Here is a 15,485-nt window from a genome sequence, read left to right as displayed (position 1 = left end):
CCTCTCAGTCCTTTTCCATCGTGCATTGCAGAGGGTGCTGGTGGCGACGCGCCGTCTCGATGACCTGCGCGACCTTGGTCTCGGCGACCTCATAGGTGAAGACGCCGCAGACCCCCACGCCATGCTGGTGCACATGCAGCATGATGCGGGTCGCTTCCTCGCGGCTCTTCTGGAAGAACCGCTCCAGCACATAGACGACGAACTCCATCGGCGAATAATCGTCGTTCAGGATCAGCACCCGATACAGCGAGGGCTTCTGAAGTTTCGGCTTGGTTTCGGTGACGACGGCGGTTCCTTGACCGCCGCCCGTCTCGCCGGGCCTTTGTATGGGCATTCGTGTTCCGTAATCGGGGAGTCGTCTTGGCTAACAGATAGGGAATGATGGCCTGATTTGAAGCGGCGTCCAGTCACGGATTGCGTGAATGGCAAATCACGGATGCCGAACGAAAAAAGGCCCCGGAGCGAACTCCGGGGCCTTTTCGATCTACAGGGTCGCTGCGACTTAGCGTGCGGCCTGGAAGCTTTCGACCGAGGCGGTGACGCGCTCGTTGAGCGGCTTCAGGCTGTCCTTGACCGTGGCGGCGACGATCTCGTTCGTCTTGGTCATTTCGGCGACGTAGCGTTCCATGGACTTCTTGGCCCAGGCGGTCTGCAGTTCGAAGAACTCCTGCACCGAGCGGGCGGTCGACAGTTCCTTGGAGGCGGCGACGCCGTCTTCCCAGGAGGTCTTGGCGAAGCCCAGAGCCTGTTGCGACAGGGCCTCGGCGCCCTTTTGGGCGACGGTGGCCGACTCGACCATGGCGTCCAGGTTCTTCTTGCCGTGGGCGTTCAGCTCGCCCAGCGAGGCGACCGACTTGTCGATGCCTTCGCGGAAGGCCTGGGTTCCGGCGGCCTGCAGGGTCTCGGCCTGGGCCTTGACCCTGGCGCCGGCCGAAGCGGTGGCGGCGGCGGCTTGATCGGCGGTCTTCTTCATCGTCTCGGCGGCGTCGGCCATGATCGTCTCTCCGGTGTTTGCCCGCCCGGGGGCGGCGGTGCGGAAAATCTGACGCGAGGCGAACCCTCGCAGAACCACAATATGCTGCAAGTGCGAAAGGAATGCAAGGCCGCATTGTGCGCTGCACAATGTGATCGCCGATAAGCTGATAGGCATAACCCCGATAGACGGTTCAAATTCGCGTTGACGGGCGGTTAACCACCATGAAACCCCAGGTTCCTATGCTAACCCTTTCGTCGCGTCGGCCGGGGGGCCTGCCGCACCCTGCTCGCCAAGGGCTTGATTACCAAAGGGTTGTATCACCCATGATCGCCTTCCTCCGCCGCGGCCTTTTCGCCCTCCTGGCCGCCTCGCTGGTGCTGGGCGTCAATGTCCGCCCGATCGTGGCCCAGTCTCAGGAAAGCAGTCGCTATGCCGCCATCGTGATCGATGCGGCGACCGGAGAGGTGCTGTTCGCGCGTCATGCCGACAGCCGTCGCTACCCGGCGTCCCTGACCAAGATGATGACCCTGTATCTGACGTTCGAAGCGCTGTCGCAGGGCAAGGCGAACCTGAACGACGTATTGACCATCTCGCCGCGCGCTGCATCCCAGCCGCCATCGAAACTGGGTCTGGCGGCGGGTCAGACCATCACCCTGGACAACGCCATGCGCGCCACCGCCGTCCGATCGGCCAACGACATGGCCTTGGCCATCGGGGAGCATATCGGCGGGTCCGAGGCGCGCTTCACCAATATGATGACGATGAAGGCGGAACAGCTGGGCATGACCCAGACCCGCTATGTCACCGCCAACGGCCTGCCCGATGCGCGCCAGCTGACCTCGGCGCGTGACCAAGCCATCCTGGCGCGGGCCATCATGCGCGACTTCCCTCAGTATTACAGCTACTTCGGTCTGCACGACTGGGCCTATAACGGCCGCAACTATCGCAACACCAACGGCCTGCTGCCGACGGGACGCGGCTATGACGGGATGAAGACCGGCTACACCAACGCCTCGGGCTACAATCTGGCGGCCTCGGCGGTGCGCGACGGGCGTCGCCTCATCACCATCGTCCTGGGCGGTCGTTCGACGGCCAGCCGCAACGCCCATGTCGCCGAACTGATGGACACCGGATTCGAGGTCGAGCGCCGGCGGGCGCAGGGCGAACGGATCCAGGTCGCCCAGACATTCTTCGAGCAGCGCGGCTTCGGCGTGGGCGGGGAGTCCGCGACCGGCGACGCGCCCATCGCTTACGCCTCGATCCGCGACGACGAGGATGGCGAGGCCCCAGGCTCCACCGCCGTCGCCTATACGGCCGCCCCAGCGCCGGCCGTTCCGCCGACCCGCGTAACGCCGGCGCCGTCCGAACGCGCGGCCAGCCAGCGCGCGGCGGCGACCGTCCAGGCCGCCGGTCAGGCCGCCGCGACGAATGCGCGCGCGCCGCATAACGTCACCGCCTCCTTGAACGGCGCGCCGGCGAGCGCGACCATCGCCCCTTCGACCACGCCGCGTCGCGCCACGCCCCCGGCGCCTGCACGGGAATCGGCGCGCACGGCCGCCCGCGCGCCCGCCGGACGCTGGGCCGTTCAGGTCGGCGCCTTTCGCGACGAGAAAGTCGCCAACGACTGGCTGACTGAGCTGAATCGTCGCTTCCGCGCCCAGTTCGCCAGCGCCGAGCGCAACGTCCAGACCGCCGGCGACTGGTATCGTTCGCGCTTCACCGGCCTGACGGAGACGGCCGCCAAGGGCGCCTGCGAGGCCCTGGCCGAACGGCGCGTGACCTGCATGGTCATCGGCCCCGACTGATCCATACGAACGAGCAGGGACAAATGTTCTTGCTTTGTTCCGATTGATGAAGCATCATCCTTCCCATGGAAACCGCCAAGGGAAGAGGCGCGCGTTCGAATGCCACCGGCCGCTACGAACCTGAGCAGCACCTGTCGTTCGACGACGGCTGGACGCGCGACGACGCCGAGGCCGCGCCCCTGCGCACCACCCTCACGCCGGAACACGCTCGCACGATCATCGCCCGGAACGACAGCCCGGACATCGGATTCGACCGCTCCATCAACCCGTACAAAGGTTGCGAACATGGCTGCATCTACTGTTACGCCCGTCCGTCCCATGCCTGGATGGGCCTATCCCCGGGCCTGGATTTCGAGAGCCGCATCTTCTTCAAGCCCCAGGCCGCACGTCTGCTGGAACAGGCCTTCCTCGCACCCCGATACCGATGCAAGCGAATCCACATAGGCGGCAACACAGACCCCTATCAGCCGATCGAGCGTGAACTGGGATCGACCCGTTCGATCCTGGAGGTGATGCAGCGGTTCAACCATCCGTTCAGCATCATCACCAAGTCGGTGCTGATCGGGCGCGACGCCGACATCCTGGGACCGATGGGCAAGGCGGGCCTGGCCTCGGCCTTCGTCTCCATCACCACCCTGGATCGCGGACTGGCCCGCGCGATGGAGCCGCGCGCCTCCACCCCCGCCAAACGGCTGGAGGCCATTTCCAGATTGGCCGAGGCGGGCTGTCCGGTCGGCGTGGGGTTCGCTCCGGTCATTCCCGGCCTGAACGACCACGAATTGGAATCGATTCTCGAAGCTGCCGCCAAGGCGGGCGCGACGCGCGCCATGTATGTGACGCTGCGCCTCCCGCTCGAGATCAAGGATCTGTTCCGCGAATGGCTGGCCGACGCCCGCCCGGATCGGGCCGCGCGGGTCATGTCGCTGATCCGGCAGACGCGGGGCGGAAAGGATTATGACGCCGACTGGTCTCAGCGGATGAAGGGCACGGGCCCGGTCGCCGAACTGATCGGCGCGCGCTTCAAGGCGGCGGTCAAACGCTATGGTCTGGATACGCCTCACCGTCTGCTGGACGAGACGCAGTTCCGTGTGCCCGCCGACGCCCGCCCGCAGATGGATTTGTTCGACCTGCCGCAGGCCGCCCCCGAAGTCAGGATTGCCTAAAGGCCACGCTTGGGTTTAGCGTCCCTCGTCCTTGGGGAATGGCATGATCAAACGTCTATCGACGCTCGTCGGCACGGCCGCTCTTCTTGCCGGCTGCGTCACCGTGGAGGTGCCCGAGGGCCAGTTCTTCTATCCTGACGCGCGTGTGAGGGCCGAGAAGATGGTTCTGACGCCCGGCCCCGCGGTGGCGGGCGGCGAGACCCTGTCCCTGCCCTATTCCGGCGGGGCGGTCGCCGCGACGCGGGTCAGGACCGGCCGGCCGGATGCGCCCTTGATTCTGTACTGCGGCGGCAACCTGTTTCGGCGCGGCGTCAACGGGGCGGCGGTCTCGCGCGAACTTGCGCCGTTCGGCGACGTGCTGATGTTCGACTATCCCGGATCGGGCGACACGCCGGGTCAAGCCGATTTCGCCAGCTACCGCGCCGCCGGAGAGGTCATCGCGGCCAGCGCCCGCGCCCAGGCTGATGCGGAGGGACGCCGGCTGATCGCCTGGGGCCACTCGCTGGGCGGTCCGGTGTGCGCGGATGCCGCACGCCTCATTCGCGCCGACGCCGTCGTGCTGGAGGCCACGACGCCGACCGACCGCGCGGCCGTGGACCAGATGCTGGGGCTGTGGCGGCCCCTGATCCGCGTCCAGATGGCCGACACCCTGGCCGCCATCGACGTGCCGGCCACGCTGGACGGCTATCTGGGGCGGGTCGTGGTGCTGGAGGCCGGGCGCGACCAGACCCTGCCGCCCGCGCTGAGCCGCAACCTGGCCAGGGATTTGGAGGCGCGCGGTGTGGATGTCCGGCGCCTGGTCTTCCCGCGCGCCGACCATGGCGACATTCCCGACCAGCCCGACTTCGCCGGTCGGGTCGCGGCCGCTTTGAACTAGGTTCAATAGGACTACAGAGTCGTTGCTCGACACGTTCAGCGCCGTAGCGTGCCCCGCTGATTCCAGGTTCGTCCTACGGACGCCCCGGACTGACGGTTTAGGGCCGAATATCGCCTAGCCGTGGTCGTCGGCGTCCGAGAGATCGATGGCGCGGGTCACCAGATCGCGCCAGGTGGGATCGCTGTCGTCGACCAGATCGACATCCTCCATCAGGGCCACCGCCCCCTCCCCGTCCGGCAGGATCAGGCCCAAGACCTCCATCTCTTCACCGTCGGCGCCCAGGTGGCTTTCGGCCTGGACCGCGACGGCCGCCTGTTCGCCGTCCTCGTCCCACCAGATCACCGGCTGCGGCAGGTCCATGGCGATGGGGCGTGGATCGTCGGTGTCGCCCAGCGCAAAGATGGCGCGGCGCGCCTGCACGTCCTCCAGCGTCGCGACCGCCCCGGTGAAGGCCTTCAACCGTCCCCAGTCGTCGGCGTCGAAGCCGCCGCCATCTTCCTCTACAAGGTCGTCGGTCATCTCGGTCATGATCGTCCTATCGGGTGAAAACGCCGACCAGTTCAACGTGGGCGGACCACAGGAACTGGTCGATGGGCGTGACCGTCTCCAGCCGGAACCCGGCGTCGATCAGGACGCGGGCGTCGCGCGCGAAGGTCTGGGGATTGCACGACACCCCCACGACGACGGCCGCCTTGGTCGTGGCGATCTGGGCTGTCTGTTCGACGGCGCCGGCGCGGGGCGGGTCGAACACGATGGCGTCGCACCCCTTCAGGTCATAGGGCGTCATCGGGCGGCGGAACAGATCGCGCGCCTCTGCCGTGATCGCCTTCATGCCCTTGGCCGAACCCACGGCGGACTTCAGGGCGTCGATGCCGGGCCTTGACGCATCGGCGGCGATCACCGGGGCGACCGTCGCCAGGGGGAAGGTGAAGGTTCCCGCCCCGCAGAACAGGTCCGCGACCTTCTTGGCCCCCTTCACCGCCGCGACCGCGCGCGATGTCATGGCCAGTTCGGCCGGCGGCGCCGCCTGCAGGAAACCGCCGGCCGGCAGGGCGACCGTCGCCGGTCCGAAAGCCACCATCGGCTGGCGCGCCATCACCAGGGTTTCGCCCGCCAGGCTCAGTCGCGCCAGGTCGGCCCGGTGCGCGGCCTGAACCGCCTGGGCGCGCGCGTCGGCGGACAGGCCGCCGCCCGATCGCCGCTCCACCCCCGTCACATCGACGTCCAGCCCGGCAAGGGTCCAGGTGACGTGCAGCGTCGGGGCGGATTTGGGATGTTCGAAGAAGGCCGCCGCCACCTGCGTCAGGGCGGGAATGGCCTGAACGATGCGGGCGTCCGCCACGGGACAGGCCATGACCTCGACCAGTCGCCAGGACCGCCGCGCCTTGAACCCCAGCACGACGCGGCCATCCGCATCGCGACGGGCGTGCAGGGCCACGCGGCGGCGGCTGCCCGGCGGCGTGGCGATGGTCGCCTCGACCTCCGTCTCGATCCGTTCGCGGGCCAAGGCCAGCCGGACCTGATCGCGCTTCCAGTTCAGATAGGGCTGTTCGGCCCAATGCTGCAGCGAACAGCCGCCGCAGTCGCCGTACTGGGGCGAGACCGGCGCAATCCGATCCGGGCTGGGGGTGACGATCTCCACGCCTTCCAACCGACCGTCCACGAGTTGGCCGCGCACCGTCTCACCGGGCAAGGCCAGGCTGGCGAACACGGGGCCCGCGGGCGTGCGGGCGACGCCGTCGCCCTGGCCGCCGACGCGGTCGATCGTGAAAGTCTCCATCGCAGGGCTTCTAGCCGCCGCCGAAAGACCGCTCAAGTCGCGCCAGGATCAACGCCCGTCCACTCGCCTGAAAGATGAACGAAGATGAACAGACCGCTCAAATGCCGTTCAGCTTTGCTGTCTTAAATCGGACTGCAACGAGACACGAGGCTTGCCGTTAACCGTTGACGGAAATCGTTCGGTCCTCGGAAGGGTTGAAAAATGCGTCTCTCCAAGTCTTCGCTCGCCGCCGCAGCCGCCCTGGCGCTCGGCGTCACCGCCGCCCCGATGGCGGCTTCGGCTCAGAATTATTATGGCTATGGCTACAGCCAGAACTACGGCACCGGCGCCTATGCGCCTTCGTATAACTACGGGCGCGGCTACCCCTCCTACGACCCCTGCTCGCGTGAGCGTCAGGGCCGCACGGGCGCCGGGGCGGTGATCGGCGGCGGCGCGGGCGCCGTTATCGGGTCGCAGTTGGCCGCGCGCGGTCGTCGCACTGAGGGCAGCATTCTGGGCGGCGTGCTCGGAGCCGTGGTTGGCTCTCAGGTCGGCCGTTCCAGCTCCGACGCCTGCCGCACCTATCAAAGCAGCTATGGCTCCAGCGGCTATTACAACCAGGGGTACAGCCAACCGACCTACGGCTACTATGACAACCGCTATACGGGCGATCAGGGCTATCGCTACGACGACTACGACCGTCGTTCGGACTACGCCTATGACAGCGGCGGCTACTACGACGACCGCTCTCGGCCGGTCGACTCCTATCGCAACTCCGACGGATGCCGCCTGGCCGAAAGCCAGATCCGTCTGCCCGATGGTCGCACGGACACGCGCTACGTCCGCACCTGCCCCGACCAGTATGGCCGCTATCGCGTCGTCGATTAATTTTCAGCCCCCCTGTCGATCGACGATGTGACGGGAGCCGCCGGAGGATCAGTCCTCCGGCGGTTTCTCTTCTGGGGGAAACGCGCGTCGGATCAGTGGCGCACGGCCCAGAGCAGGAATTCGATATTGCCGTCGCCGCCCGTGATGGGGCTGTCGGTCACGGCCTGAACCGCCCAGCCCAGGTCTTCCAGCCAATCACGTACGCGCTGCACAGCGGCGGCATGAGCGGCCGGATCCTTGACCACGCCCTTCTTGCCGACCGACCTGGGGCCATCGCCCTCGAACTGGGGTTTGACCAAGGTGATCAGGTCCGCGCCCGGCCCGGCCAGAGCCAGGGCGGCGGGCAGAACCTTGGACAGGCTGATGAAGCTGGCGTCGCAGACGATCAGCGACGGCGCCACGGGGATCAGTTCGGGGGTCAGGTCGCGGGCGTCGGTCCGCTCCAGGTTCACGACGCGGGGGTCGGCGGCGACCTTTGGATGAAGCTGGCCCGTTCCGACATCGACCGCGAAAACTTGCACTGCACTGCGGTTCAGACAGACCTCGGTGAAGCCGCCGGTGGAGGCCCCGACGTCCAGCACCGTGCGCCCCTCGACCGCCACCGGCCACAGGGCCAGGGCGTGATCCAGCTTCAAGGCGCCCCGCCCCACCCAGCGATGGGCCGGTTCGGCCTGGATATCGGCGTCTTCGGCGATCTGTTCGGACGGCTTGGCGACGAGGCGACCATCCGCCCTGACCCGCCCCGCCTCGATGGCGGCGCGGGCGCGGGCGCGGGTGTCGAACAGCCCGCGCGAGACGAGCAGCTGGTCGATGCGGGATTTCACCCGATCTCGCTGAGGCGGGCCAGGGCCGCCTGCAGCTTGGCCTTGCCAGCCTCGGCTTCGGCCAGTTTGGCGCGCTGTTCCTCCACCACGTCCGGCGCGGCGCGCGAGACGAAGTTGGGATTGCCCAGTTTCTTGTTCACATGGCCGATGTCGCTGTCGAAGGCGGCGATCTCCTTCTCCAGACGCGCCCGTTCAACGGTCAGGTCGATGACGCCCGCCAGCGACAGGGCGACGGTCGAGGCGCCGGACACGAAGGTCACGGCGCCGGTCGGCGCCGCATCGGCCGAACCGACCTCGGACACGCGGCCCAGGGTCAGGATCAGGTCGCGATGACGGGCGATCCGCTCGGCCGTAACAGCATCGGGCGCAACGAAGGCCAACGGCGGCTTGGCCGACGGCGGTACGTTCATTTCGGCGCGCAGCCCCCGGATTTCACCGATCAGATCGACCAGCCAGCCGATCTCGGACTGTGCCGAAGCGTCGATGAAGGCGTCCGGCAGAACGGGCCATTCGGCGCCGATCAGCAGGGTCTCGCGCGCCGGACCTTCCTTGCCCAGTTCGGCCCAAAGCTCCTCGGTGATGAACGGCATGACCGGATGCAACAGCTTCAGCGTCTGATCCAGCGTCCAGGCCGTCATGGCGCGCGTCTCCGCCTTGGCGGCCTCGTCCGATCCCTGGAACACTGGCTTGGCCAGTTCCAGATACCAGTCGCAGAAGACGTTCCAGACAAAGCGATACAGCGCGCCCGCCGCATCGTCGAACCGCCCGCCTTCGATGGCGTCGGACACGGCGCGTTCGGCCTTGGTCAGTTCGCCGCGAATCCAGCGGTTGATCGTCTGCTCGACGGTCGCGGGATCAAAGCCTTCGACGCGGCGCGCCTCGTTCATCTGGCTGAAGCGCGCGGCGTTCCACAGCTTGGTGCCGAAGTTGCGGTATCCCTCAATGCGTTGCTTGGACAGCTTGATGTCGCGCGTGCCCGACAGGATGGCCATGGTGAAGCGCAAGGGGTCGGCGCCCAGCTCGTCGATGATGCCCAGCGGGTCGATGACGTTGCCCTTGGACTTCGACATCTTCTGGCCCTTCTCGTCGCGGACCAGACCATTGATGATGACCCGCTTGAACGGAACCTCGCCGTCCATGAAGTGCAGGCCCATCATCATCATCCGGGCGACCCAGAAGAAGATGATGTCCGCCGCCGTTACCAGATCGCTGGTCGGATAGAACCGCTCCAGATCCTCGGTCTTCTCGGGCCAGCCCATGGTCGAGAACGGCCACAGGGCCGAGGAGAACCAGGTATCCAGAACGTCCTCGTCCTGGGTCAGAGCGACCTCGGAATCATAGTCCGCCATCGCCTGTTCGCGGGCGTCCTCTTCCGTTTCGGCGACATAGATTTCGCCGTTCGGGCCGTACCAGGCCGGGATGCGGTGGCCCCACCAGAGCTGGCGCGAAATGCACCAGGGCTCGATATTGCGCAGCCATTCGAAATAGATCTTTTCGTACGACTTCGGCTCAAACACCGTATCGCCCTGCTCCACCGCCTTCAGCGCAGGCTGGGCCAGGACCTTGGCGTCGACGTACCACTGGTCCGTCAGCCACGGCTCGATTACCACGCCCGAGCGGTCGCCGTGCGGGACGACGTGTTTGGTCTTCTCGATCTCGCGCAGCCAGCCCTCTTCCTCGGCGCGGGCGACGATGGCCTTGCGCGCGGCGAAGCGGTCCTGACCCACATAGTCCGAGGGCACGTCCGGCGTGTCGGCGTCGGTGACGCGGCCAAACGCATCCAGAATGTTCAGCGACGGCAGACCCGCGCGCTTGCCCACGCCGAAGTCGTTGAAATCATGCGCAGGCGTGATCTTGACCGCGCCCGAGCCCTTGGTCGGATCGGCGTAATCGTCGGCGACGATGGGGATGCGACGGCCGACGATGGGCAGGGTTACGAACTTGCCGACCAGACCGGCATAGCGTTCGTCCTCAGGATGCACCGCCACGCCTGTGTCGCCCAGCATCGTTTCCGGCCGGGTCGTCGCCACGACGATGAAGTCGCGCGTTTCCCATTCCGGCGCCTTGCCGTCCTCGTCGAAGGCGACCGGGTGTTCATAGGTCACGCCGTCGGCGAGCGGATAGGCGAAGTGCCAATAGGCGCCGTCCATCTCGCGCTGTTCGACTTCCAGATCGGAAATCGCCGTCTGGAAATGCGGGTCCCAGTTCACCAGCCGCTTGTCGCGGTAGATCAGGCCCTCCTTGTGCAGCTGCACGAAGACCTTGCGGACGGCGGCGTTCAGCCCTTCGTCCAGGGTGAACCGCTCGCGCGACCAGTCGCACGATGCGCCCAGGCGGCGCAGCTGGCGCACGATGGTGCCGCCGCTCTCGGCCTTCCATTCCCAGATCTTCTCGATGAAGGCGTCGCGGCCCATGTCGCGGCGGCCGATGTTGCCGGCCGCGCCCAGTTGACGCTCGACCACCATCTGGGTGGCGATGCCGGCGTGGTCTGTGCCGGGCAGCCACAGCACCGCCTTGCCCTTCATCCGGTGATAGCGGGCCAGGATGTCCTGCAGCGTATTGTTCAGCGCATGGCCGATATGCAGGCTGCCCGTCACATTCGGCGGCGGAATGACGATCGAATAGGCGCCCGCCTCCCCTTCCGTGCGGGGCGCGAAAAGGCCGCTCTCTTCCCACTGGGCGTAAAGGCGGGGCTCGGCGGCCTGGGGTTCGAAGGTCTTCTCAAGCATTTGGGTATCTCGGAATGCAGAAAGGCGGCCCCTTTTCGGAGCCGCCCCTCGGATTAGTCTGGGTTGAGGCGAAGGGCTAGGCGCTGCGCGCGATGCGTTCGACTTCCTTACGTACCTGGGCCTCAACGATGGCCGGCAGATTGGCGTCCAGCCAATCCTTCAGCAGGGGCCGCAACATTTCGGCGACCATGGCCTCCACCGTATTGCCGCTGACGAAGGGCAGATCGCCGGTCGAGGCGGCGGGCGCGGGTTCCGGCTTCTTGAAGCTGGCGGCCAGGCCGGCGAAGGCCGAGGCGGCGCTGGCGGCGGCGCTTTCGCCGACCAGGGTGTCGTAGGCCTGTTCCCGCGCCGGCTGCGCGGGGGGCTCCGGCGGCTGATAGGTTTCGGTCGGCGTCACATCCAGGTCGCCGATCGTCTCGACCGGGGCCGCGTCGTAACGGTCGGTCAGCTCCAGCACGTCGTCCTCCACCGACGAGGTCGGTTCGGGCTCGAACGGGGCGGCGAAGACGGCCTGCGCCGCTGCGGGCTGGGGCGCGGGTTCAGGCTGGGCCTCGATCTCAGGCGTCGCGGCGGCGGCCGGGGTTTCGGCCGGGGCCTCGTCTTCGGAGATGATCCGGCGAATCGACGCCAGGATCTCTTCCATGGTCGGTTCCTGGGCGGACTGATCGGTCATGGCGCAACCTTGGGCGTGGCCTGGGAAGAAACTGGCTCACGGAACGATCCGCGCGCCGCGAACGGGACGACGCCAGACGACGGATCGTCTGGAATCTATGTGTTGTCGTCGCATCTTCGCCCGATTGAATCAACGGGCGCGTTCGCAGCGGCCGGTTCGTGGTCCGCTAAGGATCAGTTCCGGGGGGCGGTGCGAACGACCTCGCCCTTCAACTGGGCGTCGATGGGCGCGTCAGGCGCGTCCACGGCCCCGACGATGGGCGGCGAGGCCACGCGGTCCAGCGTTTCAATAACGCCATCCCACGGCAGGCCGCCGCGACCCTTGACGCGATCATAGTTGGTCACAGGGTCATAGACCTCGACGGTCGGGTTCAGCGCCGGCCCTTCCAGCTGGCCCATGGCGGCGAGCAGCGAGGCGCGCGCGACATATTCGGCGGCGCGGGCGCTGGCGACGGCGGTCTGTGACGCGCGCAGCGTCACTTCCTGGTTCAGGACGTCCAGCGTGGTGCGCAGGCCGACCTGCGCCTCCTGACGGACGCCCTCGGCGGCGACGGATGCGGCGCGCACAGCCTCAGTCCCGGCCGTCACATTGGCGCGGGTCGACAGAACCTGAGCATAGGCCGAGCTGACGTTCTGCAGCACGGTTCGACGTTCGCCCTCGATGGCCATCTGGGCTGCGTTGGCGCGCTCCAGCGCCTGGGCGACGCGGGACTGGTTCAGTCCGCCGGTGAACAGGGGCACCGACAGGGTGGCGCCGGCGGTGAAGCTGCGACGGTCGGCCAGCTGGCCCAAATCACCCAGATCGTTGGACGATCCGCCGTAGGAGGCGGTGGCGCGCAGCGACGGCATATATTCCGAGCGGGCGGCGGCGACGGCGGCCTCGGCTCCCTGAAGCTGATAGGTGGCGGCCAGGACGCTCGGATTGCGTTGCAGCGCCGTCTCCATGGCGACATCGAAGTCGGTCGGCACGGCCGGCAGGGTCGGCGCGGCCTCCAGATCGGTCGGCGACTGACCGACCACGGCGGCGTAGGCGGCGCGCGACGTGGCCAACTGGGCCTGGGCGTTGGCCAGATCGGCCTCGGACTGGGCCTGGGACGCCTCGGCCTGGGCGACGTCGGTGCGTGTGATCTCTCCCACTTCGAAGCGGGCGCTGGTCTCTTCCAGCTGGCGTTGCAGGACGCTGAGGTTCTCCTGGCGGATGCGCAGGATCTCCATGTCGCGGGTCACGTTCACATAGGCCTGGATGACCGACAGCATGACCGATTGTTCGATCTGGCGCAGATTCTCGCGGCCAGCCAGCACGCCGGCCTGCGCCTGGTCGATGGCGCGGGCGGTGCGGCCGCCGGTCCACAGGCTCTGGCTGACGCTGACGCCAAGATTGGCGCCTTGGGTCTCGGACGATTTGGTCGAAATCTGGGTGTCCGGGATGCCGTCCCCATTTGTATCGACGAACTGGGTCACGGCGGGGAAATCGCTGCGCGTATAGTCCACGCCGGCCGAGGCGCTGAGCGTCGGCCGCAGGCCCGAACGCGCCTGGACCACCGATTCGTCCAGGGCCCGCTGATTGGCGCGCTGGGCCAGAAGGTTGGGATTGGTGCGATAGGCCAGGGCGATGGCGTCCTGAAGCGTCTCGGCCCAGGCCGGCGCGCCCAGGCCGGTCATCACGGCGACCACTGCGGCCGAAGCCAGCACACGCGAGCGTTTCAACATTGTCCGTCCTTGCCCGACGCCCCGAAAGAACGCCCGAATGTTTTCTCAAGCGTAACTGCGGCCTGACTGAACCACACGCCAGTTAAGTTTTCTTCACGGTTGCGGTCGCGCGATCCGTCGCCCCACCGATCATGTTTCTACAGCGCGAAGGTAGGCGCCGGCGTCAACTCGGCAAGGACCGCCGGCGACGAATCGAACAGTTCACGCCGCGACAGTCCCTCGGGCGTCTTGACGAACAGGGCCGCCTTGCCGATGGCGCCGCGACGTTCCACCACCACGATCCGCCCGCCGGGCCGCAGGGCGGCGCCCCACGAATCGGGCAGGGCCTGGATTCCACCCTCGGAAACAATCAGATCCCAGTTCTCGCCGGTCGGCTGCGAAAGCGGCTGAACCGCCGTCGCGACGCCTTCAGCGGCCAGGGCTTCGCCGACCACGCCGAACACCGCCTCGCCTGATTCCTGCGCCGTGACGGCCAAGCCCATGCGGGCCAAAAGGGCGGCGGCATAGGGGGCGGCGATGGCCAGGGCCTTCTCGCCCTCGCGCGCATCAGCGGCCTGCAACAGCTTGGCCACGTCGCGGGCCGGCATCAGACGGCGATCCCCGGCGATGGCTAGGGCCTCTTCGGAATAGGCGGCGAAGGCGCGATCCGGGGCGCAGTACTGCTCGCGCGGCACGGCCATCATGGCCAGGTGAATCGCGCGATCCGTCACGTCGTTCACCCGCACCTGCGAGTCGACCATAGCCTTGCGCTCGGCGGTGAAATCCATCTGTGGGCAGCCTTCAACGATAATCCGGGAGGAAAACTCGCGCGCTTATAGTTCCGTGCGTTGCAGCGGACAATCCGATCTGATAGCGAACGCCCCTCGCGATGACCGCCCCCGAGAAATCGGGGACAAAAAGCGGCCTGATGGCGGAGTGGTGACGCAGAGGACTGCAAATCCTTGCACCCGGGTTCGATTCCCGGTCAGGCCTCCATCGCGACAGACCAACGAAGGCCGTCCCTCGGGGCGGCCTTTTCGTTTCACGGTTCCAAGGCCGTCGTCGTCAGATGATGCAGGGCCACGGCGCTGGTCGCGGCGACATTCAGCGAATCGAACCCGCCCGCCATGGCGATGCCTATGGGACGACAGCGGGCGATCACCGCCTGGGGCAGCCCCGGCCCCTCCGATCCCAGCACCACCGCGACCGGCCCCTTGCGACGATAATCCGCCAGACGCGCGCCCGCCGAGGGGGTCAAGGCCAACACTTCGACGCCCGCCTGGGCCAGGGCGTCCAGAGTTTCGGACGATTCGGCGACGGCGAAGGGCGTGCGCAGGACCGCCCCGACCGACACCCGGATGGCCTTGCGATAGAAGGGATCGCAGCAGGTCGAATCCAGCAGAACCGCCTTGGCCCCGAACGCGGCGGCGTTACGGAACAGGCCGCCCATATTGTCGTGATTGCCGATGCCGCTGGCGACGACGAAAACATCGTCCCCCACCACGTCCGACAACAGGCTCTGCACGGACGGGCTCGCAGGCTTCTCGCCCAAGGCCAGAATGCCTCGGTGAAGTTCGAACCCGGCGATCCGGTCCAGCACGGCCTGGCGGGCAACATAGACCGGCGCATGCGCCGGCAGCGCTCGGATTACGTCGTCCAGAGCCGAAACGCGCTTCTCCGCCAGCAGCAGCGACCGGGGCCGACACCGCGAGGCGCTGGACGCTAGACCACGAACCACCACCTCCCCTTCCGCGATGAAGAGCCCTTGGCGCCCTGTCAGATCGCGCTCGCGAATGTCGCGATAGGCGGCGACGCGCGGGTCCTCGGGGTCTTCGATAAATATCGGCTCGATGGTTCGATTTCCCATTGCAAGATCGGAACGCCCGCTGCTATACGCCCGCCTCCCGAGCAGATGTTCCGCAGTAGCTCAGTGGTAGAGCAGCCGACTGTTAATCGGCTGGTCGTAGGTTCGAATCCTACCTGCGGAGCCACTCTGGTGTAAAGGTCGACAGGTTTCGAAACCTCGACCTTAAAACCTTCAAGTCGCTTGAGTATTCGGTTCTTCATTTGCGGAGACCGTCGGACCAAAGCCGCGCATTGTCT

General features: G+C 67.0%; 14 protein-coding genes and 2 tRNA genes. 6 read left to right on the top strand and 10 right to left on the bottom strand.

Annotated features, from left to right (window positions below; translation table 11 throughout):
* Positions 1-4 precede the first annotated feature (4 nt).
* Together clpS and phaP are read right to left on the bottom strand one after the other, a co-directional pair.
* A complete protein-coding gene (gene clpS, locus KZX42_RS09730) occupies positions 5-334 on the bottom strand; it encodes an ATP-dependent Clp protease adapter ClpS (RefSeq protein WP_017504641.1) in 330 nt (109 codons plus the stop codon).
* Between the two features lie 168 nt (positions 335-502).
* On the bottom strand, positions 503-994 hold the full coding sequence (phaP, locus tag KZX42_RS09725; RefSeq protein WP_248119005.1) for a TIGR01841 family phasin: 492 nt from the start codon (positions 992-994) through the stop codon (positions 503-505).
* A gap of 305 nt (positions 995-1,299) precedes the next feature.
* Between phaP and KZX42_RS09720 the strand changes: the two genes are divergently transcribed.
* From KZX42_RS09720 to KZX42_RS09710, 3 genes are all read left to right on the top strand, one after another.
* On the top strand, positions 1,300-2,781 hold the full coding sequence (locus KZX42_RS09720; protein ID WP_248119004.1) for a D-alanyl-D-alanine carboxypeptidase: 1,482 nt from the start codon (positions 1,300-1,302) through the stop codon (positions 2,779-2,781).
* Between the two features lie 65 nt (positions 2,782-2,846).
* Positions 2,847-3,944, top strand: coding sequence for a PA0069 family radical SAM protein (locus tag KZX42_RS09715; RefSeq protein WP_248119003.1), 1,098 nt, complete (start codon positions 2,847-2,849; stop codon positions 3,942-3,944).
* Positions 3,945-3,987: 43 nt separating this feature from the next.
* Complete coding sequence (locus tag KZX42_RS09710; protein WP_248119002.1) at positions 3,988-4,821, top strand: alpha/beta fold hydrolase; 834 nt, start codon at positions 3,988-3,990, stop codon at positions 4,819-4,821.
* A 114-nt stretch (positions 4,822-4,935) separates the two neighbouring features.
* Here KZX42_RS09710 and KZX42_RS09705 read toward each other — a convergent pair whose 3' ends face one another.
* Together KZX42_RS09705 and KZX42_RS09700 are read right to left on the bottom strand one after the other, a co-directional pair.
* A complete protein-coding gene (locus KZX42_RS09705) occupies positions 4,936-5,349 on the bottom strand; it encodes a hypothetical protein (protein WP_248119001.1) in 414 nt (137 codons plus the stop codon).
* A gap of 7 nt (positions 5,350-5,356) precedes the next feature.
* Positions 5,357-6,601, bottom strand: coding sequence for a class I SAM-dependent RNA methyltransferase (locus tag KZX42_RS09700; RefSeq protein WP_248119000.1), 1,245 nt, complete (start codon positions 6,599-6,601; stop codon positions 5,357-5,359).
* A 201-nt stretch (positions 6,602-6,802) separates the two neighbouring features.
* Here KZX42_RS09700 and KZX42_RS09695 point away from each other — a divergent pair, with 201 nt between their 5' ends.
* A complete protein-coding gene (locus tag KZX42_RS09695; protein WP_248118999.1) occupies positions 6,803-7,468 on the top strand; it encodes a glycine zipper 2TM domain-containing protein in 666 nt (221 codons plus the stop codon).
* A 92-nt stretch (positions 7,469-7,560) separates the two neighbouring features.
* Here KZX42_RS09695 and KZX42_RS09690 read toward each other — a convergent pair whose 3' ends face one another.
* The 5 genes from KZX42_RS09690 to KZX42_RS09670 form a co-directional block, all read right to left on the bottom strand.
* On the bottom strand, positions 7,561-8,292 hold the full coding sequence (locus KZX42_RS09690; RefSeq protein ID WP_248118998.1) for a TlyA family RNA methyltransferase: 732 nt from the start codon (positions 8,290-8,292) through the stop codon (positions 7,561-7,563).
* Positions 8,289-11,021 carry a valine--tRNA ligase gene (locus tag KZX42_RS09685; protein ID WP_248118997.1) on the bottom strand — a complete coding sequence of 911 codons (2,733 nt, stop codon included), beginning with the start codon at positions 11,019-11,021 and terminating at the stop codon, positions 8,289-8,291. Before KZX42_RS09685 ends, KZX42_RS09690 begins: the two co-directional genes overlap by 4 nt.
* A gap of 76 nt (positions 11,022-11,097) precedes the next feature.
* Positions 11,098-11,694: a DUF2497 domain-containing protein gene (locus tag KZX42_RS09680; RefSeq protein WP_248118996.1), complete on the bottom strand. Its 597-nt coding sequence runs from the start codon at positions 11,692-11,694 to the stop codon at positions 11,098-11,100.
* Between the two features lie 173 nt (positions 11,695-11,867).
* Positions 11,868-13,403 (bottom strand): TolC family outer membrane protein, encoded by a 1,536-nt coding sequence (locus KZX42_RS09675; RefSeq protein WP_248118995.1) that lies wholly within the window; start codon positions 13,401-13,403, stop codon positions 11,868-11,870.
* A gap of 137 nt (positions 13,404-13,540) precedes the next feature.
* Positions 13,541-14,170, bottom strand: a complete 630-nt coding sequence (locus tag KZX42_RS09670; protein ID WP_248118994.1) for a protein-L-isoaspartate O-methyltransferase — start codon at positions 14,168-14,170, stop codon at positions 13,541-13,543.
* A 134-nt stretch (positions 14,171-14,304) separates the two neighbouring features.
* Here KZX42_RS09670 and KZX42_RS09665 point away from each other — a divergent pair.
* Positions 14,305-14,378, top strand: a tRNA-Cys gene (locus KZX42_RS09665).
* A gap of 46 nt (positions 14,379-14,424) precedes the next feature.
* On the opposite strand, the gene KZX42_RS09660 is transcribed toward KZX42_RS09665, so the two are convergent.
* On the bottom strand, positions 14,425-15,249 hold the full coding sequence (locus KZX42_RS09660) for an RNA methyltransferase (RefSeq protein WP_248118993.1): 825 nt from the start codon (positions 15,247-15,249) through the stop codon (positions 14,425-14,427).
* Positions 15,250-15,298: 49 nt separating this feature from the next.
* On the opposite strand from KZX42_RS09660, the gene KZX42_RS09655 reads away from it, so the two are divergent.
* Positions 15,299-15,373, top strand: a tRNA-Asn gene (locus KZX42_RS09655).
* The last annotated feature ends 112 nt before the right edge of the window (positions 15,374-15,485 follow it).

Source organism: Brevundimonas sp. EYE_349 (assembly GCF_023147505.1).
In the GTDB taxonomy this organism is placed as follows: domain Bacteria; phylum Pseudomonadota; class Alphaproteobacteria; order Caulobacterales; family Caulobacteraceae; genus Brevundimonas.
Note: the sequence above shows the minus strand (reverse complement) of the source record. Positions and strands in the feature narration are given on the sequence as shown.

Bases quoted from the DNA above. Each gene is read 5' to 3' on its own strand.
- clpS (WP_017504641.1), bottom strand. From the start codon at position 334: ATGCCCATACAAAGGCCCGGCGAGACGGGCGGCGGTCAAGGAACCGCC.
- phaP (WP_248119005.1), bottom strand. From the start codon at position 994: ATGGCCGACGCCGCCGAGACGATGAAGAAGACCGCCGATCAAGCCGCC.
- KZX42_RS09720 (WP_248119004.1), top strand. From the start codon at position 1,300: ATGATCGCCTTCCTCCGCCGCGGCCTTTTCGCCCTCCTGGCCGCCTCG.
- KZX42_RS09715 (WP_248119003.1), top strand. From the start codon at position 2,847: ATGGAAACCGCCAAGGGAAGAGGCGCGCGTTCGAATGCCACCGGCCGC.
- KZX42_RS09710 (WP_248119002.1), top strand. From the start codon at position 3,988: ATGATCAAACGTCTATCGACGCTCGTCGGCACGGCCGCTCTTCTTGCC.
- KZX42_RS09705 (WP_248119001.1), bottom strand. From the start codon at position 5,349: ATGACCGAGATGACCGACGACCTTGTAGAGGAAGATGGCGGCGGCTTC.
- KZX42_RS09700 (WP_248119000.1), bottom strand. From the start codon at position 6,601: ATGGAGACTTTCACGATCGACCGCGTCGGCGGCCAGGGCGACGGCGTC.
- KZX42_RS09695 (WP_248118999.1), top strand. From the start codon at position 6,803: ATGCGTCTCTCCAAGTCTTCGCTCGCCGCCGCAGCCGCCCTGGCGCTC.
- KZX42_RS09685 (WP_248118997.1), bottom strand. From the start codon at position 11,021: ATGCTTGAGAAGACCTTCGAACCCCAGGCCGCCGAGCCCCGCCTTTAC.
- KZX42_RS09680 (WP_248118996.1), bottom strand. From the start codon at position 11,694: ATGACCGATCAGTCCGCCCAGGAACCGACCATGGAAGAGATCCTGGCG.
- KZX42_RS09675 (WP_248118995.1), bottom strand. From the start codon at position 13,403: ATGTTGAAACGCTCGCGTGTGCTGGCTTCGGCCGCAGTGGTCGCCGTG.
- KZX42_RS09670 (WP_248118994.1), bottom strand. From the start codon at position 14,170: ATGGATTTCACCGCCGAGCGCAAGGCTATGGTCGACTCGCAGGTGCGG.
- KZX42_RS09660 (WP_248118993.1), bottom strand. From the start codon at position 15,249: ATGGGAAATCGAACCATCGAGCCGATATTTATCGAAGACCCCGAGGAC.